The sequence below is a fragment of the Bradyrhizobium sp. LTSP885 genome, assembly GCF_000938305.1.
In the GTDB taxonomy this organism is placed as follows: Bacteria; Pseudomonadota; Alphaproteobacteria; order Rhizobiales; family Xanthobacteraceae; genus Bradyrhizobium.
Genome location: NZ_JYMT01000010.1, coordinates 77,241 through 101,391 on the forward strand (window position 1 = coordinate 77,241; position 24,151 = coordinate 101,391).

Sequence of the window (24,151 nt, forward strand, 5' to 3'; positions counted from 1 at the left end):
CTCCGTTTCCGTCACGCCGCCGCTATTTCAGGGCTCGCGCGCCTGAGGAGGCGTGGGAGCGGCTGGCGGGGCAGCGCCCCGTTCCTGACCGCTCCTGAATCCCCTTGATTCCACTGATGAATCGGAGAGCCCACCAATCCGATTGACTCTGCCGGTCCTGTTAGCTTTATATTAGAACATATCATGAACAAATGAGCCAGCGTGGTTCTCTGTTCAGAACCAGTGACGGCTTCAAATTTTGGTTGGGAAGGAGCGGCGCATATGAACGGCGCACGCACGGGTACGCTTGCGTCCTTGCGCGGCAGCATCGCGCGCATCGAGGCGCCATCTGAAACGAACATGCCGAACCGCGTCGCGCTCGGCCACACGAGCGCGGACGCCATGCTGCGCGGCGGGCTTGCGTCAGCCGTGCTGCATGAGGTGTTCGCAAGCGGCCATCAAAGCGGCGCCGCGACCGGGTTCGTTGCAGGGCTCGCCGGACGTCTGTCGCCGCGCAAACCGCTGGTCTGGGTGCGGCAGGATTTTTCCGACCGCGAAAGTGGCGCGCTGTCGATGAGCGGGCTTACTGAACTCGGGCTCGATCCGCGCCTCATGGTCACCGTGCGTGCCGCCGATGTCGACAGCGGCTTGCGCACCGCGGCCGACGCGCTGGCCTGCGATGCGCTGGGTGCGGTGGTGCTGGAGGTCTGGGGCGATGTGCGCCAGCTCGACCTCGTCGCCAGCCGCAAATTGACCTTGGCAGCCCAAGCCTCCGGCGTCACCGCGCTGGTGCTGCGGATCGCGGCGACGCCGATTCCCTCGACCGCGGAGACGCGCTGGATCGTACGCGCGGCGCATTCACCGCCCGGCAACGCGGCAAGCGCCTCAATGCCTGCGGCGCCCTCAATGCCTGCGGCGCCCTGGGGCGCGCCGCGGTTCGATGCCGAGCTGGTGCGCAATCGTCATGGCCCGGTCGGGCGATGGATCATGGAATGGAAATGTGATGAGTGCCAATTCAGTGAACCGTCGGCGCATCCTCAGCCTGTGGCTGCCACGCCTGCCCATCGACCGCATCACGCGCAGGTTGGCGCAGAACAGAGGCTCGCAGGCTGAAGCGCGGGAGGTAGTAAGGCTCCCTCTCCCGCTTGCGGGGTCCGAGGCGAGCGAAGCTCGCTCTCGAGGTTGGGGTGGGGGTCTCTCCACGAGTCCCGCTGAGGAGAGAGCCCCCACCCGGATCGCATCTCGCGATGCGATCCGGCCTCCCCCGCACGCGGGAGAGGCGAAGGAAGAACTCCCCAGCGTCGTCGTCGCAAAGGATCACAACGCCATCCTGCTCCACGCGCTCGACGAGGCTGCCATCCGCGCCGGGCTCTCGATCGGGCTGCCGCTCGCCAATGCGCGCGCGATCTGTCCGGAACTCACCGTCTACGACGCCGATCCTGCCGCCGATGCGAAGACGCTGAACGATATCGCGGACTGGTGCGACCGCTTCACGCCGCTGGTGGCGCTGGATCCGCCCTATGGGTTGTTCCTCGACATCACCGGCTGCGCGCATCTGTTCGGCGGCGAACGCGCGCTGCTGCAGATTGCGACGAATGCGCTGACCCGCCGCGGCTTTGCGGTCAGCGCCGCAATCGCTGGCACCTCGATTGCGGCGCGCACGCTGACGCGGCACACCTCGGGCAAGATCGTCACCGCCGGCGAGGAAGCCCACGCCGTCGGCCCGCTGCCGGTCGCAGCGCTCGGCGCCGGTGAGGCTGTTACCACCGGGCTTCGCCGCGCCGGGTTGAAAACCATCGGCGATGTCGCCGCGCGCGCGCCGCACGAGATCTCGGCGCGGTTCAGCTCAGCCTTCACGACGCTGCTCAGTCACGCACTGGGGCAGGGCGATGCCCCGATCAGCCCGCGCAAGCCACTGCCCGACTACATCGTGGAGAAACGTTTCGCCGAGCCCGTCGCCACCGACACCGTGATCACGCTGACGCTGCAAAACCTCGCCCGCACGCTGGTGACGGCGATGGACAGACAGGGCAAGGGCGCTCGGCAGCTGGAGGCGATCTTCTTCCGCACCGACGGCGCGGTGCGCAGCATCGCGGTCGAGGCCGGGCGTCCGGTCACCAGGCCCGAGATGATCGACCGCCTGTTCCGCGAGCGGCTCGAAAGCTTAAACGATCCCCTCGATCCCGGCTTCGGCTTCGATCTTATTCGCCTCGCCGCCGGGCGTACCGAGATCGTGGTGCAGCAGCAGCGCGATCTCGACGCGTCAGTGCATGATAATGACGAGATATCGGCCCTGATCGATCGCATCGCCGCCCGCATCGGCGGCAAGCGCGTGGTCGTGCATCTGCCGATGGAGAGCCACATCCCCGAACGATCAGCGCTCGCCGTCCCGGCGCAGCATCATCTTGCCGCGGCGACTGCCGCCGCCTGGCCGGAGCGGATCGTGGGCGAACCGCCGCTGCGCCCTTTGCGGCTGTTCGACCGGCCGGAGCTGATCAATGTGCCGTTTGCGACCGTGCCCGACGGTCCGCCGCATCAGTTCACCTGGCGGCGCGCGCAGCATGAGGTTGTCAGGGTCGAAGGCCCCGAGCGCATCGCGATGGAATGGTGGAAGCAGGACGGCCAAGCGCTGACGCGGGACTATTTCCGCGTCGAGGACGCCGCGGGGCAGCGCTTCTGGATCTTTCGCGATGGCCTTTATGAGAGCGAGCTGAGAGACGAGGCGGGCAAGCCGATTCCGGCTAAATGGTATGTGCACGGGTTGTTCGCATGAGCACGCCAGGAATTCAGCTGATGCCCGACTATGCCGAGATCGGCATCACCAGCAATTTCTCGTTCCTGCGCGGCGGCTCCGATCCGCGCGCCTATGTGCATGAGGCGAGCCGGCTTCGTATTCCCGTGATCGGGATCGCCGATCACAACACGCTGGCCGGTGTGGTGCGCGCCTGGAAGGAGCTCGACAATTCCGAGGTCGAGCATCCGCCAAAACTCCTGATCGGCACCCGCATCGTCTTCATCGACGATACGCCCGACATCCTGGTCTATCCGCGCGACCGCGCCGCTTACGGCCGGCTGTGCCAGTTGCTCACCCGCGGCAAGCGCGGTGATGACATCGTGCGCATCGAGAAGGGCGACTGCCGTCTCGCACTGTCCGATCTCATCGATTACGCGGAGGGGCAGCTTCTGGTGCTGACGCTGCCGCATCGCTTTGACGCGGCTGTTGCGCTCGATGTTCTTGCGCGCCTGAAGGAGAGCCCTGCCTGTGGCGTCTGGCTCGCCGCAAGCCTGCTCTATCGCGGCGACGACAAGCGCCGCCTCGCGCGGCTGCAGGCACTCGCCGCCAAGGCCAGTGTGCCGCTGCTCGCGACCAACGAGGTGCTCTATCACCATCCCGCGCGGCGCCCGCTGCAGGACGTGCTGACTTGCATCCGCGAAAAGACCACGATCGAGGCGGTCGGCCGCAGGCTCGAGGCCAATGCCGAACGCCATCTCAAGCCCGCCCATGAAATGATCAGGCTGTTCCGCGACTGGCCCGCGGCTGTTACCGAGACCATGCGCTTTGCCAAGCGCATTTCCTTCTCGCTGGACCAACTCAAATACCAGTATCCCGACGAACCGGTGCCGCCGGGCAAGACTGCGCAGCAGCATCTGGAGGACCTGACCTGGGCCGGCGTCGACACATATTTCGATGGCGAGATCGACGCCAAGCTCCGCACCACCCTGAACAAGGAGCTCGCGCTGATCGCCGAGCTGAAATACGCGCATTACTTCCTCACCGTGCACGACATCGTCCATTACGCGCGCAGCCAGAACATCTTGTGCCAGGGGCGGGGATCGGCAGCGAATTCGGCGGTCTGCTACGTGCTCGGCATCACTTCGGTTGATCCGACCAAGGTCGATTTGCTGTTCGAGCGCTTCATCTCCAAGGAGCGGCTGGAGCCGCCCGACATCGACGTCGATTTCGAGCATTCGCGGCGCGAGGAGGTGATGCAATATGTCTACCGCCGCTACGGCCGCCATCGCGCGGCCATCATCGCCACCGTCATCCATTATCGCCCGCGCAGCGCGATCCGCGACGTCGGCAAGGCGCTCGGTCTGACGGAGGACGTCACCGCGGCGCTCGCCGATACCGTGTGGGGAAGCTGGGGCAAGGGCCTCAGCGACATGCAGGTGCGGCAGGCCGGCCTCGATCCGAAGAACGCGATGATCAATCTTGCGGTCGAGCTCGCCACCGAGCTGATCGAGTTTCCCCGCCATCTCTCGCAGCATGTCGGCGGCTACGTGCTGACCCAGGACCGGCTCGACACCTATGTGCCGATCGGCAATGCCGCGATGGACGACCGCACCTTCATCGAATGGGACAAAGACGACGTCGACGCGCTCAACATGATGAAGGTCGATGTGCTGGCGCTGGGCATGCTGACCTGCATCCGCAAATGTTTTGATTTGATCGACGACCACAAGGGCAGACGATACGAGCTGGCAGATATCAAGGCGGAAGACGATGACGATGTCTTCAAGATGTTGCAGCGGGGTGAATCGCTTGGCGTTTTCCAGGTGGAGAGCCGCGCACAGATGAACATGCTGCCGCGACTGAAGCCAAAAACGTTCTACGATCTTGTCATTGAAGTCGCGATCGTGCGCCCCGGCCCCATCCAGGGCGATATGGTTCATCCCTATCTGCGTCGTCGCAAAATGCGCCCCGAAGATATTGAATATCCCTATCCAAAGGGCGGCAACAAGGATGAGTTGCGCAATGTCTTGTACAAGACGCTTGGCGTGCCCTTGTTTCAGGAACAGGCGATGCGGATCGCCATCGAAGCCGCAGGCTTCACGTCGGAAGAAGCCAACGGGTTACGTCGCGCGATGGCGACATTTCGCAATGTCGGCACCATTGGCAATTTCGAAGACAAGCTGATCGGAAACATGATCCGGCGAGGCTACGATCCGGTCTTTGCCAAAAACTGCTTCGAGCAGATCAAGGGGTTCGGCTCTTACGGCTTCCCGGAAAGCCACGCCGCGAGCTTTGCCCAACTCGTCTACATCTCCTCATGGCTGAAGCATTATCATCCCGACGCCTTCTGCTGCGGCCTGCTCAACTCGCAGCCGATGGGCTTTTATGCGCCGGCCCAGATCGTCGGCGACGCCCGCACCAACGGCGTCACGGTGCGCGAGATCGATGTCTCCTGGAGCTTTGCGCAGAACACGCTGGAGGAGAGAGACGGGAAATATTGCGCGGTGCGGCTCGGTTTTCGTCAGATCGATGGGTTTCACTGGCTGGATGAGGATGAGGAGAGATTAAAAGAAGTTCAGCTGTCATTCCGGGGCGCGCGTAGCGTGAACCCGGAATCCATTCCTCAACATGGATGCGGCCCAATGGATTCCGGGCTCTCGCTACGCGAGCCCCGGAATGACGGGGAGAGAAACGCGACCAACCGAGAAGGGATTGCGCTCCCTCTCCCGCTTGCGGGGGAGGGCTGGGGTGGGGGTCTTTCCACGAGTCATGCTGAGGAGAGAGCCCCCACCCGCAGCGCATCTGTCGCTGCGCTGCGGCCTCCCCCGCAAGCGGGAGAGGCGAAGCAAGAGCAGGACTGGGCCGACCGCATCATCGCCGCGCGCAATCGCCGGCCCTTCACCTCGCTGGAAGACTTCGCCCGCGACACCGCTCTGCCGAAACGCGCGCTGATCCTGCTCGCCGATGCCGATGCGTTCCGCTCGCTCGGGCTCGATCGCCGCGAGGCGCTGTGGGCGGTGCGGCGGCTGCCTGACGACGTGCCGCTGCCGCTGTTCGAGGCGGCGGTCGCCCGCGAGCAGCCGGACGAAAACGCGCAACCGCTGCCGGAAATGCCGCGCCCCGAGCAGGTGGTCGCCGACTATCAGACCATCCGCCTGTCGCTGAAGGGCCATCCGATGGAATTTTTGCGCGAGATGTTCACACGCGAGCGCGTCGTCGCCTGCACGGAGATCAACAAGGGCAACGATCGCCGCCGCGTGCGCTGCGCCGGCGTGGTGCTGGTGCGGCAGCGGCCGGGCAGCGCCAAGGGCGTCGTGTTCATGACGCTGGAGGACGAAACCGGCATCGCCAACATCGTGGTGTGGCCGAAGGTGATGGAGCAGTACCGCAAGGAGGTGATGGGCGCGCGCCTGATCCTGGTCGAGGGATATATCCAGAGCAGCCCCGAGGGCGTGACGCATCTGGTGGCGCAGCGCATGATCGACCGCTCCCACGACCTGATCGGCCTCGCCAACGATTCCCTCAGCCGCAAGCCCCCGATGCCGGCGGGCCCGGCGCTGATCGAGCCGCTCAACGACGACCGCCGAGACCATGCCGATGCGCCGGCGCAAAAAATCCGCCACCCCCGCAACGTCCGCATCCTGCCGCCGTCACGCGATTTTCATTGAGGTGTTGCCGGTCAACCGCGTGCCGACAGTCTGCTGCGGTAGAGATCGTAGGGCGGCGTCGGCCAGTTCGGATATTCGTTCCGCTCCTGGATGGATTTCAGATACGCGACCCAATGATTCACCATCAGCACCACTTCACGTCGCGGAGCAGCGGCCGTCGCCTTCAATACCAACTCGACAGGGTGCGTGCCGGCGGGCTCGCAGGTGGTCGGATAAACCCACGGAGCCTCGCCGCGCATCACCACCGTCGTGCCGCCGTCGACGATCTGGCCCTGCACCGGGTAGGCCTGCGGACCGCAGGTGCGGGAGAACATATAGGCGGTCCCCCAGATCTGTGTCTCCGAGTGCTGGCCCTCGAACAACAGCGAGCCCGGTTGTGCGCCGGCCTCCAGCATGCCGGGGCGCGGTTGCTGATAGAGGAAGCGGATCTGCGCGCCGGTCTGTTGTAACGACAAGGCGGAGCCGATGAATTCCCACGTGCCGGGAGGGTTCGCAGCCGTAGCCGGCGCCGGTGCTGATGCCTGCGCATCGGCCGTCACCTCCGGGCTGCGCTGCTCGTCGGTCACGGTGAATCCGTTTTCCGTCTCGATCGCGCGCGCCAGCGCCGTCAGGTCACGGCCGCTCCGCTTCATTCCGCGCAGCAGCGCCGCGACCTGGCCATAGGCGAACACGCGGGCAATGATCTTCTCGCGCCGGTAATGGTCGACATCGTCGGCGATATGGCGTGCGTTCGCCTCGTATTGCGGCGAGCCGACACCGCGCCGGATTGCATCCTCATCGGGCAGCATGCCGCCGTCCGCTGCCTTCTTGTCAGACAGTGGCACCAGGCTGATATCGAGGCCGGCTTGCGTGCCGCGCAGTTCGTCGCGGTCGATCGTGAACTCGAAGCCGTCGAACTTGAAATACACCGCGACATTGAAGCTTTCGCCGGTCGGCTTCTGCGGATCGAATCCGAGGAGATAGCCGCGCGTCCAATCGTTCCGGGCGAACACGATATCGCCGAGGAAATGATCCGCGATCTTGAGATCAAGCGCGATTTCGGATTCGGGCGGCAGCGCCTTGGTGACGACGTGGACGGAGCCGAGCGATACGCCGATATTCTCCTCGTCCGCGATGGTGCGGGCGAGTGTCGCCAGCGCCCGCGCCGGCACCGGCGCGAAGTAGACCGCGCGATCGTTCACCACCATGGCATTGGCCAAGCGGTTGTAGGTAACCTTCTGGATCGGCGGCAGGCTGACGGCGTCGCCCTCGAGAACCACGCCACCGAACTGGCTGCCATATTTCTGGACCGCTTCGTGCGCGGAATCGACCGTGGTCGGCTTGAAATGGCCGCTCACGGTCGCTCCCGCGGAGGCGGTGCCGGTTGAGGGCGAGGGGACGTTGCCATGCATGATCCGATCCGGTGGTGGCGCCACCGGATCCGGCGCCGCGTCGGCGCGTGGACGGGCGACATCGTAGATCGTATGCGCACTCGGCGCGCCCGCACCGTCGGTGTTGCCGTTCGTCTTGAAGCCACGGTCGATCGCCCGAGCCTGTTCCAGCGCCTGCGAGCCGAATTTCTGCATGATGGCGCGATCCACGACGCCGGACGGGCCTTGCGGCACACCGGCGACGCTCTGCTTGACCGATCGCGCCGCTTCCGCCTGCAGCCGCGCGTCCTTGGCCAGCACCTGCACCTCCGCCGGATTGCGCGCTTTCTCGGCGAGCTCGATCTTCGCGCGCAACTGCTCGCGCAGGATCTTGAGCGTCTCCATTTGTTGGTCGGCCTCCGGAGCCGGCGGTCCCGCTGACGGTTTGCGTTCGGCCGGGGCCTCCTTGGCGGCCTTTACCTTCTTCTCGATAATGACGATGACATCGTCGATGTCCTTGAGTTCCGACCGCGCTCCATTGAGGTCTCCGCCAGATTGTCCCTGCGGCGCGTTCTGGGCTCGCGCGGGTGAGATGGCCAACGGGGCACTGACGAACACAGCAGTGAGAACCAAACCAAACAGGGCCTTTCGCATCGGACTGCCCTTTCCATTGCCGGGTTACTGAAATTTCTTCGCTTCCACCTCGTAAAACCGGATCATCTCGTCGGTCGCCGCCAGCCTGTTGTCGTAGGCGAGCCTGGCGCGCTGGGATGAAACCAGCGCCTCGACGATCGATTCCTTGTCGTTCTGGATATGCCAGAGGACGATGGCGTTGCCGGCGGCATTGACGCCGGAGCGCGCGGTGCCGACCAGCGGCACGATCGCGCCGGTGATCGCCGCGATGCCATCCAGTGCCGTGACAACGCGCTGGCGCATCGGTGCATCGGCCGCCTTCCAATTGACATCGGCGGCCTTGATGCTTTCGGCGGTCGCATCGATCGTCCGCTTGATCGGGTCTCTGTAGCTGTCCGGCATGGTGAGCGTTGCGAGGGTGCCGAGCGCGGTCTTGCAGGCGTCGATCGCCTTGCGGCGGGCACGATCGCGGTTGTCTCCGGCGAGCTCCGTGGACTCCACGTCGACCGCAGTCTTCATCAGCCGCAGGCCCGTGGTCAGCTCGCGCGCGTCGGTCGGCGACAGTCCGGGGATGCCATCCGCCACGACCTTCGATGAGACCACCGAGAGCAGGTCGCTGAGCCCGTCATACATGACCTGCTCGCGCATTTCGCCCATTTCCTGGAGGTAGCGGTCCTGGTCTGCGCGCAGCTGCTCGAGCTTCGCGAACTGTGCGGCGATTTTGGCGCGCTTGACCCGCAGCCGTTCCAGTTCGGCGCGAACGAAGGCGGCGTGCTCGGGCGAGACGAAGAAGGCGGGATCGACCGTCGGCGTCCGGTAGATGCAGGCGCGGCCGTGCGGGACGCGATCGACGTCGCATTTGCAGAATGTCCGTACTGCGTCTTCCGTTTCCTCGACCTTGTCGATCACGCGGCCGGGCGGGCATTCCGCCGCGCGCACCGAACCTGCGAAAACCGCGGGAACGATGAGGAGCAGGTAGCCGTGCCGGATTACCCAGCCACCCATTGCTGTTCTTCCTTGCTCGCCCGAAGTGAATTCGAGTCGACGGGCGCGCCGCGAGCGGAGCCTTGTTGGAGTGCGTCAGCGCGGCTGATGAATTCTCACGGCTCGCATCTGTGCAACGAGCCGGACTGCAAATCTCTAGTTGCGCAATATGGAACCAGCATACCGGGCCGGGACGGCGACCACAATGGTAAGGCAGGATCCAGTTATCGTCAGCGTTGCTGTCGCATTCGGTCCGGCCTGGACGATCGCCCGGCCCGTTGAAGTGCGGCCACGTCGCGCGGCTGCGCGATGAGCCGCATTCTTTGCTTCACCGCGACGTGCGTCTGCGGGATTGCTTCCGGAGACGGCAGCGGCGGCCGCGATGAGCAGTGACTACTGCGCCGCACCCAACCGATGCCACCTTGTATGCCACGGATCAATTGCTATCGTCCCGCCGCCCGGATCGACCCGGGATATCGACAAGAACAACCATTTGGGAGGACACCATGCGTTATTTCACGGCGCTCCTGGGCGCGGCATGCATCGCATTCGTCACCGCCACCGGCGCCTTTGCCCAGGTGGCCTCCAATCCCGACAATCCGAACGACGTCGTCCCTGACGCCCTGGCGCCGCTGCCCTATGGCGAGCCGATCAATATCGAGACCGCCAAGAAGGTCGCCGCCGTGGCCGTCGCCGAGACGCAAAAGCGAAACTGGAACGCGTTCTGTATCGCGATCGTCAATCCGGCCGGCGAGCTCGTCTATTTCGAGAAGCAGGACAATTGCCAATATGCCTCGATCGGCCTCTCGCAGCATAAGGCGCGCACCGCGACCCGCTTTCGCCGCCCGACCCTGGCGTTCGAAAACCTGATGGGCAAGGGAGCGTATTTCTCCTACCTGGCGACGCTCGACGACGTGATCGCGTCGCGCGGCGGCAATCTGCTGGTTGTCGACGGCAAGATCGTCGGCGCGATCGGCGTTAGCGGCGGTTCCGGCTCGCAGGACAACGTGATCTCGCTCGCCGGCCAGGCTTCGCTGAAGTAAGGCGAAGCTTCAGTGCCTCGCATCTAGAGGTGAGCACGCCACAAACTCATTGTCGTCCCGGGCTTGACCCGGGACCCATAACCACAAATGCCAATTGCTGCGCGACGCTGTGGCCCCAGCGCGATGCGACAACAAAACCCTGTGGTTATGGGTCCCGGCTTTCGCCGGGACGACAGTTGTACATGCAGCAACAACGCTACTCCACCGATGCCCCGACCGGCGGGCCACCTGGAGGCCGGTGCAAAAACGTGATCGATGCGTAGGCGCCGACCCACGAGCCCGCGGCGGCGAAGGCGACGTAGATCCAGTTCTCGGTGTAGCTGATCACGGCGTAGGACGAGAGCAGATACCAGATGCTGCTCCAGCTCGCCGCCGGCACGCGCTTGCGGGCGACGACCGCCGAGGTGAACATGACATAGACCGCGTCGGTGGCCGCGGTCGCGACGAAAACGCCGCCGGCGGTGAGGGGATCGATAGCAGCCATTGCAACTCCTGTCCGGTCGGCCAGAGCCTTGAGCATGATCCCGAACCTAAGCATGACCAGTACAACCGGGCACCGCTTTTCTGTCATCATGCTCGGGCATAGAACGAGTCGAGGAATCCCATGCAGGACATCAGCGAAATCCTTGCCGATATCTGGACCGCGGGCGGCGGCGCGCCGTCGGCCCTCGATGCGGTCAGGCTGACCGGCGCGGAGCCGCAGCTGCCGTCGTCATTTCGCGTCGCCGCGGCGGCGCAGGCCTCGATTGCCGCGGCGGGCCTTGCGGCCGCAGAGATCTGGACAGCACGCCGCGGCGAGACGCAGGACGTCGCGGTCGACATGCGCCACGCCGTGGTCGAATGCCGGAGCGAGCGATATCTACGCGTCGACGACAAGCCGCCGCCGCCGGCCTGGGACAAGATCGCTGGCGTCTACAGCGTCCGCGATGGGCGCTTCGTTCGTCTCCACACCAATTTCCCGCATCATCGCGACGCCGTCTGCAAGGTGCTGAACTGCCAGGCGGAGCGCGACGACGTGCAGGCCGCGTTGCTGCAATGGGACGGCGAGGCGTTCGAGACCGCAGCCTATGCGGCCGGCGGCGTCGTCGCGCTGATGCGCTCGCACGACGAATGGTCGGCGACGCTGCACGCGAAAGCGCTCGCGACATTGCCGCTGATCGAAATCGAGAAGATCGGCGACGCCGCGCCAAAGCCGTGGCCCGCGGGCGACCGGCCGCTGGCCGGCATCCGCGTCCTCGATATGTCGCGCGTCATCGCGGGCCCTGTCGCCGGCCGCACGCTCGCCGCGCATGGCGCCGACGTGCTGCTGATTTCCGGTCCCGGTCTGCCTGTCATCCCATGGCTGACCATCGACACCGGCCGCGGCAAGCTGACGAGCTTTGTCGAGCTGACGAGCGATGAGGGGCGGGCCGTGATGCGCCGCCTGGTGGCGCAGGCTGATATCGTTTCGCAGGGCTATCGCCCGCAGGCGATCGCGCGCCTCGGCTTCTCGGCGGAGGAGGCGGCGCGCATCAATCCGGGCATCGTCTATGTGACGCTGTCGGCCTACGGCCATGCCGGTCCCTGGGCGGAGCGCCGCGGCTTCGATTCGCTGGTGCAGACCACGACGGGCTTCAATCATGCCGAGGGGCAGGCGGCCGGGGTCGACGGGCCGAAGGAGCTGCCGGCGCAGATGCTCGACCACGCCACCGGATACTTCATGGCGTTCGGTGCCATGATGGCGAAGGCGCGCCAGGCGCGCGAGGGCGGCAGCTGGCACGTCCGGGTGTCGCTGGCGCAGACCGGGCGCTGGCTATGGAATCTCGGCCGCGTCGCAGGCGGGCTGGCGACCGCGGATCTCAAGGCCGACGCGGTGACGCCCTTCATCGAGCAGCTTCCGTCCGGCTTTGGCACCTTGAGCTCGGTCAGGCACGCCGCGGTGCTGTCCAAAACCCCGGCCTATTGGGCCCGTCCGGCGATGCCGCTCGGCAGCCATACCCCGGAGTTTCCCGCCCCGGAGTTTCCCGGATAATGCATTCAGCCGCCGTTCAGGCTCTCCAATCTTTAACCCCAGTCGCTGTCGGACCGCGATTTTTAGGTTGTTTGCAACACCAATTCGGCACTATTAGCGCACCGCTGGGGCCGTCCCGCCGGAAGCTGAAACGATCGACCCCCGGACCGCATGTTTAGAGACCTTACCCAACGAATGCAGAACCTTAGCCGCCCACGTCTGATCGCGGCCGCGGCGTTGCTGGCGGTCGCCATTGCCGGCGCCTACGGCTATACGCGGTTCAGCACGGCCAAGCAGACCTCCTCGGATGTCTCGAGCCAATCCCGCAAGGGGGCTTCGCGTTACACCCCGACGGCGGCCGAATGGGCCAGCCTCACCTTCCAGCCCGTCACCGAGCATACGTTCCGCTCTGAGCTCGTCACCGAAGGCAAGATCGGCATCGACGAGGATCGGTCCACGCCGGTGTACTCGCCCTATACCGGCCGCGTCACCCGCCTGCTGGTGCGGCCGGGCGAGACCGTGACCAAGGGACAGGCGCTGTTCGTGATCGAAGCCGCCGACACGGTGCAGGCCCAGAACGACTATGTCGCGGCGATGACCGGCCTGAACAAGGCGCAGTCGGCGCTCGATCTTGCGCAGATCCAGGAGACGCGCGCCAAGGACCTGTCCGATGGCAAGGCCATCCCGCTGAAGGACTATCAGCAGGCCCAGGCGACGCTGGTGCAGGCGCAGAACGATGCGCGCTCGGCGCAAACCCTGCTGGAAGCCGCGCAGAACAAGCTGCACATCCTCGGCTTCGGCGACGATGCCATCACGACGCTGCAGCAGCGGGGCCGCCTCAATCCGGAGACGACGGTGTTCGCGCCGATCGCCGGCACCATCGTGCAGCGCAAGGCCGGCCCTGGCCAGTATGTCTCGACCGGCGCCAGCGATCCGGTCTACGTGATCGGCGATCTCTCCACCGTCTGGATGATCGCGTTTGTGCGGGAATCCGATGCCGACAATGTCGCGGTCGGGCAGGACGTCAGCTTCAGCGTGATGGCACTGCCGGGCAAGGTGTTGACCGCCCGGATCAACTATGTGGCGGCCGCGATCGATCCGACGTCGCGCCGCCTTCTGGTCCGCGCCACGATCGACAATACGGACAACCGGCTGAAGCCGGAGATGTTTGCCAATGTGACGCTGTTCTCGGCCGGCAATCACCCGGGGGTCGGCGTGCCGAAGCAGGCGCTGATCTACGAGGGCGACCAGGTGCGGGTCTGGGTCGCCCGTACCGACGACAAGACGATCGAGCTGCGCCAGATCAAGCCCGGCCTGATCAATGGCGACCTCGTCGAGGTGGCCGGCAATCTGAAGCCGGGCGAGCAGATCGTGACCAAGGGCAGCCTGTTCATCGACCGCGCCGCGTCCGGCACCTAAAGCATGATCCGGAAAAGTGAAAAGCGGCTTTCGCTTGCGACCAACGCGGACCGCGGTTACGCGGCGATCATGCTCAATCAAAGTTCTTCCAGCCTGAAAGCTTCGATCTGAATGGATCGTCTTGTCGCCCTTGCCGTCAACCGCCGCTACTTGATGGTGGCCTTGTTCGCCGTCGTTTTCATCGGCGGCCTGCTCGCGTTCCAGCAGCTCAATATCGAGGCCTATCCCGATCCGACCCCGCCGATGGTCGATATCGTGACGCAGAGCCCGGGCCTCTCGGCCGAAGAGATCGAGCGCTACATCACGATCCCGATCGAGACCCAGGTCGCCGGCATCAAGAACCTCAAGACCATCCGCACCATCTCGCTGTACGGCCTGTCCGACGTCAAACTGCAGTTTTCCTTCGACTACACCTACGACGAGGCGTTGCAGCAGGTCTTGAACCGCCTGTCGCAGCTTGCACCGTTGCCGGGCAATGTGCAGCCCGGCATCTCGCCGGTCAGCCCGATCGGTGAAATCTTCCGTTACCGGCTCAAGGGCCCGCCGAACTACAGCGTGCTGGATCTGAAGACGCTGCAGGACTGGATTCTGCAGCGCCGCTTCCGGTCGGTGCCCGGCGTGATCGACGTCACCGGCTGGGGTGGCAAGACCAAGACCTATGAGATCCAGGTCGACTTCAACAAGCTGGTCGCCAACGGCCTGACATTGCCGCAGGTGCTGCAAGCCATTTCCAACGCCAACATCAATGTCGGCGGCAACACCGTGAACATCGGCTCGCAATCGGCCGTGGTGCGCGGCGTCGGCCTGATCCGTTCGATCGATGATCTCGCCAACACCATGATCTCGCAGTCCGGCGGCAATCCGGTGCTGGTCAGGGATGTCGGCACTGTGACCATCGGCGAGAAGCCACGGCTCGGCATCGCCGGCATCGACAATGACGACGATATCGTGCAGGGCATCGTGCTGATGCGCCGTGGCGAGCAAAGCTCGCCGACGATCTCCCGCGTCGAGCAGCTCGTCAACCAGATCAACAATTCCACGATCCTGCCGCCGGGCGTCAAGATCGAACGCATCTACGACCGCAAGGACCTGATCGAGCTCACCACTCACACCGTGTTGCACAACATGGTGGTCGGCATCCTCCTGATCGTGCTGTTGCAGTGGATATTCCTCGGCGATCTCAGAAGCGCGCTGATCGTCGGCGCGACGATACCGTTCGCGCTGTTCTTCGCCGTGATCATCCTGGTGCTGCGCGGCGAATCCGCCAATTTGCTGTCCGTCGGCGCGATCGATTTCGGACTGATCGTCGACGCCACCGTGATCATGGTGGAAGCGATCTTCCGCCGGCTGTCGCAGACCACGGCGCTGTCGGAGGACGAGCGGAGCCACATCTCCCAGGAAACGGTGATGGGGATGAAGAGCCACGCGATCCTGTCGGCGGCGGCGGACGTCTCGCGCTCGATCTTCTTTGCCGCCACCATCATCGTCGCCGCGTTCCTGCCGCTGTTCACGCTGGGCGGCGTCGAGGGCAACATCTTCGGCCCGATGGCGCGGACCTATGCCTATGCATTGGCGGGCGGACTGCTGGCGACGTTCACGATCACGCCGGCGCTGAGCGCGATCATCCTGCCGGCGCATATGCACGAAACCGAGACCTGGATCGTCAGGAAGCTCGATGCGATCTACCTGCCGGTGCTGAATTGGGCGATTACCAACCGCAAGATCGTGATGGCCGGCGCTGCCGGCCTCGTGGTCATGACCGTCATCTGCGTGCGGTTCCTCGGCCTCGAGTTCCTGCCCAAGCTGGAAGAGGGCAATCTGTGGATCCGCGCCACGCTGCCGCCGACGATCTCGCTGCAGGAAGGCAATGCCTACGTCAACGAGATGCGGCGGGTGATCCGCAGCCGTCCCGAAGTGGAGGCCGTGGTGTCGCAGCATGGCCGGCCCGATGACGGCACCGACGCCGCAGGATTCTTCAATGCCGAGTTCTTCGCACCTCTGAAGCCGGCCGGCGAATGGCCCGGCACCCACGACAAGGAAGAGCTCACCGCGCAATTGCTTGCGCAATTGCAGGACAAATTCCCCGGCGTCGAATTCAACTTCTCGCAGTACCTGCAGGACAACGTCTCGGAGGCGGTGTCCGGCGTGAAGGGCGAGAACTCGATCAAGCTCTATGGCAGCGACCTGCAGGCGCTGACCGACACCGCCAACAAGATCAAGTCGGTGCTGTCGACGGTGCAGGGCATTACCGACCTTGCGGTGTTCACCTCGCTCGGCCAGCCGACCATTCAGATCGACGTCGACCGTGCGCGGGCAGCGCGCTACGGCTTGGCACCCGGCGACATCAACGCCACGATCAAGGTCGCGGTCGGCGGCGACACTGCCGGCGATCTCTACGAGCCTGGCAGCGACCGGCATTTCCCGATCATCGTCCGGCTTGCGCCGGAATATCGCAAGAGTGCCGAAGCGATCCAGAACCTGCGCATCGGTGTCGCGAATCCCAATGGCGGCACCACGCAGATCCCGCTCAGCGAGGTCGCCTCGATCAAGCTGGTCTCGGGCGCCGCCTATATCTATCGCGAGCAGCAGGAGCGCTACCTTCCGATCAAGTTCTCGGTGCGCGACCGCGATCTCGGCAGCGCGATCCTCGAAGCACAGCAGAAGGTCAATGAGCAGGTTCAGCTGCCGCCCGGCTCGCGCCTCGAATGGGTCGGCGAGTTCGGCAATTTGCAGGATGCGATCAAGCGGCTGTCGATCGTGGTGCCGATCAGCCTGGTGCTGATCGCGGTGTTGCTGTTCTTCAATTTTGGCTCGATGGTCGACACCATGCTCGCGATGAGCGTGATCCCGATGGCGATCTTCGGCGGCGTGCTCGGGCTGCTGATCTCGGGCATTCCGTTCAGCGTGTCGGCGGCGATCGGCTTCATCGCGCTGTTCGGCATCGCCGTGATGGACGGCATCATCATCCTGTCGCAGTTCAACCAGCTGATCGATGAGGGCTACGACCGCATGCGCGCGGTGATCCGCACCGGCGAGCTGCAGCTCCGCCCGGTGCTGATGACCTGCGTCGTCGCCGGCGTCGGCCTGCTGCCGGCGGCGATCTCGGGGGGCATCGGCTCGCAGGTGCAGAAGCCGCTCGCGATCGTCGTCGTCACCGGCATGATGCTGGCGCCGCTGGTGATCCTGATCACGCTGCCGGTCTTGATCTCCTATTTCTCGCGCCGGCCGCGCGACCGCTGAGCATGATCCGGAAAAGTGTGCCGCGGTTTTCCGAACAGATCATGCTCAAACAAAAGTCAATCAGGTGAAACCATAGAGCCGCGCCGGGTTGTCGACCAGGATCGTCTTGCGGACCGCGGCATCCGGCGCCCAGACCGGAAGCTGGTTGAGGAGGCGGCCGTCGTCGATCTGGTACAGCGGCGTGACGTCGGTGACCTTCTTGTCCGATGGCGTCACCGAATTCGGATGCGGCCAGTCGGTGCCCCAGACGATGCGCTCGGCATTCGCCGCGATCAGCGCCTGCGCCAGCGGCGCCGCGTCAGGATAATCGGGCGCGAGCCTGGAGGCGCGGTAGGCGCCGGAGATCTTGACATAGGCCTTGCCGGATTTGACCAGGTCGAGCAGGTCGGCAAACCCCGGCTGGCCTGTACCGAGCGCGGCCTCGGCGCCGCCGAAATGGTCGAACACGACCGGAACGGGCGAGGTGGCGACCAGGTCCTTGATCGCGGTGATCATCGCGAGGCTGGTGAAGAGCTGCACGTGCCAGCCGCGCGCCTTCATCCGCTCGACCGCGGCCGAGAAACGCTGCCGGCCGACATTGGGATCGTTGACGCCGCCGGTCGCAAGGTTGAGGCGGATGCCGCGGAAGCCTGTCTTGTGCATGCCGTCGAGATCGCTCTCGCTGGTCTTTTCGTCGATCACGGCGACGGCGCGCGCCGTGGCGCCGCGGGCCATCATGCCGAACAGCGTCGACGAATTGTCCGGGCCGTAGACGCTCGGCGTCACGATCACCACGCGCTCGATATTCAGCGCCTTGTGCAGGGCGCTCATCTCCTCCGGCGAGGCCGGTTCCGGCGTGTAGACGCGGCCTGCGAAGAACGGGAATTTCTCGGGGTCCCCATGGATATGGGTGTGGCAGTCGCAGGCGCCGGCCGGCACGTCGAAATTGACAGCCGTCGATGGCTGCGAGGCCTTGGAAAATGCGTTGCTGCTGGTCATGGTCACTCCCGCCGCGATGGAAGCAAGCATCATACTGCGTCGCGTCAGCATTGGACGTCTCCCTGCGTGCTCGGCTGTTATGCGCGCTCTGCGCGCACCGGCGTTATTCATCGCCGGCGAGGAGGGAGGTTATCGGGGGATGGCTCTGGCGGGAAGGGGCGGACGTTCGCCGTTCAGACGGTCTTGCGTCACGGCTTATTGTCCGGATGGCGTCCGCAGGCCCTGCCAGGCGTCGCGGACCTGATGGTAGTGGACTTCGGGCAGATAGTCCGGCGTGTTGAGAACGAGCGTCTTGACGTCGAGACGCCCGATCGCGCTGAGCAGCGTATAGGAGGCGATCACACGGTCGCGCTGCGCGCCGATCAGCCGCGCCTTGGCGAGGATCAGGTCTTGCTGCGAGTTCAGCACGTCGACCGTGGTGCGCTGGCCACCCGCGGCCTCCTTCTGCACACCGGCCAACGCAACCGTTGCGGCCTTCACCTCCGATTCCGAGGCCGATACCGCGATCTTGGCGCCCTCATTGGCGACCCACGCGCTGACCGCGGCGGTCTTGGCCTGATTGCGGACCTGGTCGAGCACCAGCCGGCTCTGCGCCGCCACTTCCTTGGCCTGCCGGGTCTGCGACGACGCCGTGCCGCCGTCATAAATCGGTTGCGTGACCTGGCCGATCACGGAGGCCTGGTCCGTCCCGAAAGTGCCGAGGGTGGAGTCGCTGTCGCGGCTGCGGCTGACACTGCCTTGCACGCTGACCTGCGGCAGCAGGCTGCTCTCGGCGACGCGGATCGAGGTCGAGGCGACGTCGACATCGTAGCCTGCCGCCATCACGGCCGGATGCTCGCGGAAGGCAAACCCGACCGCGTCTTCGCGGCTGCGCGGCAGCAGCCGGTCGACGGCCTCCGCCGAGCGCAACTGCGACGGCGGGTTGCCGATCACCTGCGCATAGGTGGCCTGGCTGATCGCGAGGTTGACCTCCGCGGCATTGAGGTCGGACAGACCGCGGCTGAGCCGCGCCTCGGCCTGGGCGGTGTCGGTCGGCGTGACGTCGCCGGCGTTGAGGCGCCGCTGCGTGATCGCCTGGGTCTCCTTCAGGAAGGCGACGTTGGAGCGTTGCGCCTCGACCAGCGTCTGGTTGGCCAGCACGTTGGTATAGGCGGTGACGGCGTCGAGCAGCACGCCCTGACCGACATTACGCAGCGCCTCGCGGCCGGACTGCACCTGCAACTCGGCCACGCGGACGCTGTTGGCGGTCTTGAAGCCGTTGAACAAGGTCTGGGTCACCGTCACGCCGATCTGCCACGGCTTCAGCGTCGCGGTCTGGATGACGTTGCCGGGCAACTGGTCGCGCACCGCCTGCAGGCCGGCCGAAAGACCCGCGATGATCTGGGGCCGATAAGCGGCCAGCGCCTGCGGCACGTTCTCGTCGGTCGCGCGCTGGCGCGCCCGCTCGGCATTGAGCTGCGGATTGGTCTGGTACGCCTTGGCAAGTGCTTCGGACAGGCCTTCGGCACGGACGGCAGGCGCGGACAACACCACACAAGCCAGTGCGCCAAGGCGGATGCCCGACAAAAGCACGCGCCTCTTGACGTCACCAACCCTCGCGGCACGCTCAACCATGTGATCCCGCAAACCAAACCCCGGCCGTCCGCCCCCGCCGACGGCTTCGACACATCTACCTGTTTAGGGGGCGGCACCGCCACTGGCAAACCGCCACGCGACATCTGCACACCGATTCAATTGTTGTCTGTTGCCGCTTCGTCACAGGCGAACGTGAATGTCATATGGAGTATAAATTTCAGCCGCCGGCTCCGATTCAGGATGCCGGTTATCCACAGCCCTGCCGGGTCCATTCCTGATGCCGCAAATCTTCTCTGATCCCGAGGCCATCGCGGAACATATCATTCGCGATGTCGGAACTGATCTGGTGGTCGGGCTGCCGCTCGGCCTCGGCAAGGCCAACCACATCATCAACGCGCTGTATGCGCGCGCCGTCGCCGACCGCTCCATCAACCTGACGCTGTTCTCGGCACTGACGCTGGAAAAGCCGAAGCCGAAAAACCTGCTCGAACGCCGGTTCATCGGCCCGGTGATCGATCGCCTGTTCGGCCTCTATCCGGATCTGGCTTACGCTGACGCGTTGCATGCCGGCGCATTGCCGCCCAACATCAAGGTAATCGAGTTCTTCTTCCTCGCAGGACAGTGGCTCCATTCACCGCTCGCGCAACAGAATTACATCTCGGCGAACTATACCCATGCTGCGTCGTATCTGTTGTCGCGCGGGTTGAATGTGGTCCCCCAGCTCGTCGCCAAGCGCGTGGTCGACGGCGTGGCGCGCTACAGCCTGAGCTGCAACACCGATACGACGCTCGACATCTTGCGCGCCCGCAAGCAGGGCCGCGCGTCGTTCAAGCTGATCGCCCAGGTCAATTCCGAGCTGCCGTTCATGCCCGGCGCTGGCGACCTGCCGGCGGATGAATTTGCCGCGGTGCTCGACAGCCCCGACACCGACTTCCCATTGTTCGCACCGCCATCCGAGCCGATCAGCGACACCAAATATGCGATCGGGCTGCACGCCGCGGGTCTGGTGCGCGACGGCGGTACGCTGCAGATCGGCATCGGCCAGGTCGGCGACGCGCTGGCGCAAGGCCTTATCGTCCGGCACCGCGACAACGCTCAATTTCATGGCATCATGAAGCGGCTCGCGCCTGAGACCGAGCAACTCGCCACGGTCGAAACCGGGCCGTTCGAGAAGGGCCTCTATGGCGTTAGCGAGATGCTGTTCGAGGCGTTTCTCGGCCTGATCGACGCCGACATCCTCAAGCGCGACGTCGACGGCACGATCCTGCACGGCGCGTTCTTCCTCGGGCCAAAATCGTTCTATCGGGCGTTGCGCGAAATGACACCGGAGCAACTGGCCCGGATCCAGATGATGCCGGTGTCCTTTACCAACGAGATCTTCGGCGACGAGGCGGCCAAGCGCCGCGCACGCGTCGATGCGCGCTTCGTCAACAATGCGATGATGGCGACGCTATTGGGGGCTGCGATCTCGGACGGCCTCGAGAATGGTCAGGTCGTGAGCGGCGTCGGCGGCCAGTACAATTTCGTGGCGCAGGCGTTCGCACTGGAAGGCGCGCGCTCGGTGCTGGCGCTGGAGGCGACCCATCAAGCCGGCAAACGAATGCAGTCGAACATTCGCTGGTCCTACGGGCATGAGACCATTCCCCGGCATCTGCGCGACATCTTCGTCACCGAGTATGGCGTCGCCGACGTGCGCGGGAAATCCGATGCCGACGTCGTCGCTGCGATGCTGCAGGTCTCGGATTCCCGCTTCCAGAGCGAGCTGATGCGGCAGGCCAAGGACGCCGGCAAGCTGCCGCGCAATTATGAGATTCCCGCCGCTCACCGCGAAAACCATCCCGAGCGCATCCGCGACGCGCTGAAGCCCGCACGTGACGCAGGCCTGTTGCCGTCGTTCCCGTTCGGCAGCGATTTCACCGACGTCGAGCAGCGTTTGATCCCGGCCTTGCAAATATTGCAGGACGCGCAGCGCACGCCGCTGCAACTGCCCGGCTTGCTGTGGCAAGGGATGAGGCATCCGCCTGATGCTGCCGACCGCGACTGCCTGGCGCGGCTCGGCCTCGACAAGCCCGCGCACTTTGCCGAGCGCGCCTATCGCGCGCTGGTGAATGCAGCTCTCCAGCGGAGCAGGGAGGTCTAACGATTCTTGTTGACCGGCTTGCGCTTCTCGATGAATGCCGCCATGCCTTCGGCGCGATCTTCCAGCGCAAAGGTCGAGTGGAACAGGTTGCGCTCGACGCTCATGCCTTCCGACAGCGGCGTTTCGAACGCGCGGTTGATGGCTTCCTTGGCCATTGCGGCTGCCGGGTGCGACATCGAGGCGATCTTCTCGGCCGCGGCGAACGCCTCTTCCATCAGCTTGTCGGCGGGAACGATCCGCGACACAAGGCCCGAGCGCTCGGCCTCGGCGGCGTCCATCATCCGCCCGGTGAGACAGAGATCCATCGCCTTCGACTTGCCGATCGCGCGCGTCAGGCGTTGCGTGCCGCCGATGCCGGGGATGGTGCCGAGCGTGATCTCCGGCTGGCCGAATTTGGCGGTGTCGGCGGCAATGATGATGTCGCACATCATCGCGAGCTCGCAGCCGCCGCCCAGCGCATATCCGGCCACCGCCGCAATCGTCGGCTTGCGGCACCGCGCGACGCGATCGCCGCCGACCGCGGCGAAGTCGCTGGTGAACATGTCGATGAAGCCCTTCGGCTGCATCTCCTTGATGTCGGCGCCGGCCGCAAAGGCCTTTTCACTGCCGGTGATCAGGATACAGCCGATCTTGTCGTCGGCCTCGAGATCGTCGACGGCAGCTGCGATTTCGCGGAACACGCCGAACGACAGTGCGTTCAGCATCTTCGGGCGGTTGAGCGTGATGACGCCGACCGGTCCCTTGCTCTCGACAATGATGAATTCGAACGTAGCCATTGACGCAAACCCCGTGCCTGATTTGCCGGGCAATGTGCCCGCTGGCGGGATGCGCATCAAGTGGCCGAACGGAGGTGCCGAGCCGCGGTGCGGCGCTACCCGCAGCCCGCGCCGGCGAACGTGGCTCGGCTACGCCATGAACATGCGCGCGGCGGAAGCCACCGTGAGCAGGGCACCGAAGCCGATGAAAATCTTTCCGATCAGCGACGTCTGGTCCCAGGTCGAGCTATCGCCGCTTGCCAGAACCGGGGCCGGCTTGTCCGAGGCCATCGCGACGGTTTGCGGCGGGGCCGGCGGGGTCTCCTGCTGGGCTGCCTGCTGCTGAACCGGTTGCGGCTGCTCGGCCGGCTGAGCCTGTTGCAAGGCACGATCGACATCGTTGAGCTGGTCGGATGCGACCACGCTGGTGTCGGAGGCCGGCTTGTCGGCCGCGGCCAGCATCGGGCCGGCCTTGGGAACTGCGTTCGTGTCGCTGGAGGTCAGCTCGGCATTGGCGTTGGCGACCGAGGCCGGGATCCCCGCCGCCGTCACGCTGCCGGCGTCGCTACCGTCCTTCTTGCTGTCCGACTTGTCGGCGGTCCTGTCGGACTTGCGGTGCGCATAGCGCTTGCCGTGCCGCGAGCTCTGCCGGACCGATTTACCGGTCGTGGCACTGTCGGATGTCGACGCAGCGGTGTCCGAACCAGCCGCGCTTGCCGGCAACGGACCGGCGATACACACAAAGAGCCCTGTCGCAATCATCAAGGCCAAGCGCCCGCTGGCTTTGATTTTCATTTGATGATCTCCCCATTCACCCGTCCCAGCGCCGAAATGAGACCTCGCTGCGTGTCCACACCGGGGCAGAAAAAGGGAATCTTCGGGCCACAGCGGGCAAAAGCTGGGCAATTTTTCTGCTGGGAGCGGAGATGGCGAAGGGCCAACGATGCCTCGTGTTGGGATCGATGTTATGAGCAGGGGCTTGAGGAGCCTGCCGCGGCGATTCTCCGTGGCCGGATGCCGATACCATCGCAGCGCGCCATGATCACGAGATCGTGATCCTGGCGCGCCCGGTGTAACAAATTGAAAGATCGGTCGAATTGCAGTCTAGGAGCGCGCGTGCGCGAACGTGAAGACGAGTGGACCGGCCTGATGCGGTCGGCCATTTCAGGCGACAGTGCGGCGTATCATCGCCTGCTCAAGGCCGTCACGCCGGTGCTCCGCGCAGCGGCGCGCCGCGGTCTGGCGCGCGCGGGACAACCGGTCGACCAGTCCGAGGACATCGTGCAGGACATTTTGTTGGCGGTGCATTTGAAACGGCACACTTGGGACACCAGCGCTCCTTTCGCGCCCTGGCTGTTCGCGATTGCGCGCAACAAGCTGATCGACGCTCTGCGTCGCCGCGGCAGGCGCATCTTCGTCAACGTCGATGACTTCGCCGAGATCCTGCCGGGGGAGGTGGCCGAGCCGACTGCGTCGGCGAGTGAAGTGGCCGCCCAGTTGCAGGCCTTGCCCGCACGGCAGCGCGACGTGCTGCAGTCCATTGCGGTCGACAGCGCCTCGATCAAGGACACGGCAGCCAAACTATCGATGACCGAGGGCGCGGTGCGGGTGGCGCTGCATCGCGGTCTGGCGAGCCTGACGGCGAAATTGCGGGAACAATGAGC

16 protein-coding genes are annotated in these 24,151 nt (G+C 65.0%); 9 read left to right on the plus strand and 7 right to left on the minus strand.

From position 1 onward, the window contains the following. Positions 1–261: 261 nt before the first annotated feature. From UP09_RS06680 to UP09_RS06690, 3 genes are read left to right on the plus strand one after another with little or no spacing between them, the layout of a single operon-like run. On the plus strand, positions 262–1,092 hold the full coding sequence (locus UP09_RS06680; protein ID WP_044537289.1) for an ImuA family protein: 831 nt from the start codon (positions 262–264) through the stop codon (positions 1,090–1,092). Beyond that, on the plus strand, positions 983–2,752 hold the full coding sequence (locus UP09_RS06685) for a Y-family DNA polymerase (protein ID WP_245301766.1): 1,770 nt from the start codon (positions 983–985) through the stop codon (positions 2,750–2,752). Before UP09_RS06680 ends, UP09_RS06685 begins: the two co-directional genes overlap by 110 nt. Next, the gene (locus UP09_RS06690) at positions 2,749–6,381 is read left to right on the plus strand and encodes an error-prone DNA polymerase (RefSeq protein WP_044537290.1); all 3,633 of its coding nucleotides are present in this window, start codon (positions 2,749–2,751) and stop codon (positions 6,379–6,381) included. The genes UP09_RS06685 and UP09_RS06690 overlap by 4 nt, the downstream gene beginning before the upstream one ends. Before the next feature lie 11 nt (positions 6,382–6,392). On the opposite strand, the gene UP09_RS06695 is transcribed toward UP09_RS06690, so the two are convergent. Beyond that, positions 6,393–8,384, minus strand: coding sequence for a hypothetical protein (locus UP09_RS06695; RefSeq protein WP_044537291.1), 1,992 nt, complete (start codon positions 8,382–8,384; stop codon positions 6,393–6,395). A gap of 24 nt (positions 8,385–8,408) precedes the next feature. After that, positions 8,409–9,368, minus strand: coding sequence for a hypothetical protein (locus UP09_RS06700; protein ID WP_044537292.1), 960 nt, complete (start codon positions 9,366–9,368; stop codon positions 8,409–8,411). Between the two features lie 485 nt (positions 9,369–9,853). Here UP09_RS06700 and UP09_RS06705 point away from each other — a divergent pair, with 485 nt between their 5' ends. Further along, the gene (locus UP09_RS06705) at positions 9,854–10,390 is read left to right on the plus strand and encodes a GlcG/HbpS family heme-binding protein (RefSeq protein WP_052832989.1); all 537 of its coding nucleotides are present in this window, start codon (positions 9,854–9,856) and stop codon (positions 10,388–10,390) included. Between the two features lie 196 nt (positions 10,391–10,586). Here UP09_RS06705 and UP09_RS06710 read toward each other — a convergent pair whose 3' ends face one another. Continuing rightward, a complete protein-coding gene (locus UP09_RS06710; protein WP_044537411.1) occupies positions 10,587–10,874 on the minus strand; it encodes a hypothetical protein in 288 nt (95 codons plus the stop codon). Positions 10,875–10,994: 120 nt separating this feature from the next. Between UP09_RS06710 and UP09_RS06715 the strand changes: the two genes are divergently transcribed. From UP09_RS06715 to UP09_RS06725, 3 genes are all read left to right on the plus strand, one after another. Continuing rightward, positions 10,995–12,401: a CoA transferase gene (locus UP09_RS06715; protein ID WP_044537293.1), complete on the plus strand. Its 1,407-nt coding sequence runs from the start codon at positions 10,995–10,997 to the stop codon at positions 12,399–12,401. 150 nt (positions 12,402–12,551) lie between these two features. Next, positions 12,552–13,799, plus strand: coding sequence for an efflux RND transporter periplasmic adaptor subunit (locus UP09_RS06720; protein ID WP_044537294.1), 1,248 nt, complete (start codon positions 12,552–12,554; stop codon positions 13,797–13,799). 111 nt (positions 13,800–13,910) lie between these two features. After that, complete coding sequence (locus tag UP09_RS06725) at positions 13,911–17,039, plus strand: efflux RND transporter permease subunit (RefSeq protein ID WP_044537295.1); 3,129 nt, start codon at positions 13,911–13,913, stop codon at positions 17,037–17,039. 60 nt (positions 17,040–17,099) lie between these two features. Here UP09_RS06725 and UP09_RS06730 read toward each other — a convergent pair whose 3' ends face one another. Both UP09_RS06730 and UP09_RS06735 read right to left on the minus strand, forming a co-directional pair. After that, entirely contained in the window at positions 17,100–18,068 is a 969-nt protein-coding gene (locus tag UP09_RS06730; RefSeq protein WP_044537296.1) for an amidohydrolase family protein, read from the minus strand. A gap of 144 nt (positions 18,069–18,212) precedes the next feature. Then, positions 18,213–19,631, minus strand: a complete 1,419-nt coding sequence (locus UP09_RS06735) for a TolC family outer membrane protein (RefSeq protein WP_044537297.1) — start codon at positions 19,629–19,631, stop codon at positions 18,213–18,215. A gap of 238 nt (positions 19,632–19,869) precedes the next feature. Here UP09_RS06735 and UP09_RS06740 point away from each other — a divergent pair, with 238 nt between their 5' ends. Then, on the plus strand, positions 19,870–21,732 hold the full coding sequence (locus tag UP09_RS06740; RefSeq protein ID WP_044537298.1) for an acetyl-CoA hydrolase/transferase C-terminal domain-containing protein: 1,863 nt from the start codon (positions 19,870–19,872) through the stop codon (positions 21,730–21,732). Here UP09_RS06740 and UP09_RS06745 read toward each other — a convergent pair. Further along, on the minus strand, positions 21,729–22,508 hold the full coding sequence (locus UP09_RS06745; RefSeq protein ID WP_044537299.1) for an enoyl-CoA hydratase: 780 nt from the start codon (positions 22,506–22,508) through the stop codon (positions 21,729–21,731). The genes UP09_RS06740 and UP09_RS06745 overlap by 4 nt on opposite strands. Before the next feature lie 129 nt (positions 22,509–22,637). Then, on the minus strand, positions 22,638–23,282 hold the full coding sequence (locus UP09_RS06750) for a hypothetical protein (protein ID WP_044537300.1): 645 nt from the start codon (positions 23,280–23,282) through the stop codon (positions 22,638–22,640). A 321-nt stretch (positions 23,283–23,603) separates the two neighbouring features. Between UP09_RS06750 and UP09_RS06755 the strand changes: the two genes are divergently transcribed. Beyond that, positions 23,604–24,149, plus strand: coding sequence for a sigma-70 family RNA polymerase sigma factor (locus UP09_RS06755; RefSeq protein ID WP_044537301.1), 546 nt, complete (start codon positions 23,604–23,606; stop codon positions 24,147–24,149). Positions 24,150–24,151 lie beyond the last annotated feature (2 nt).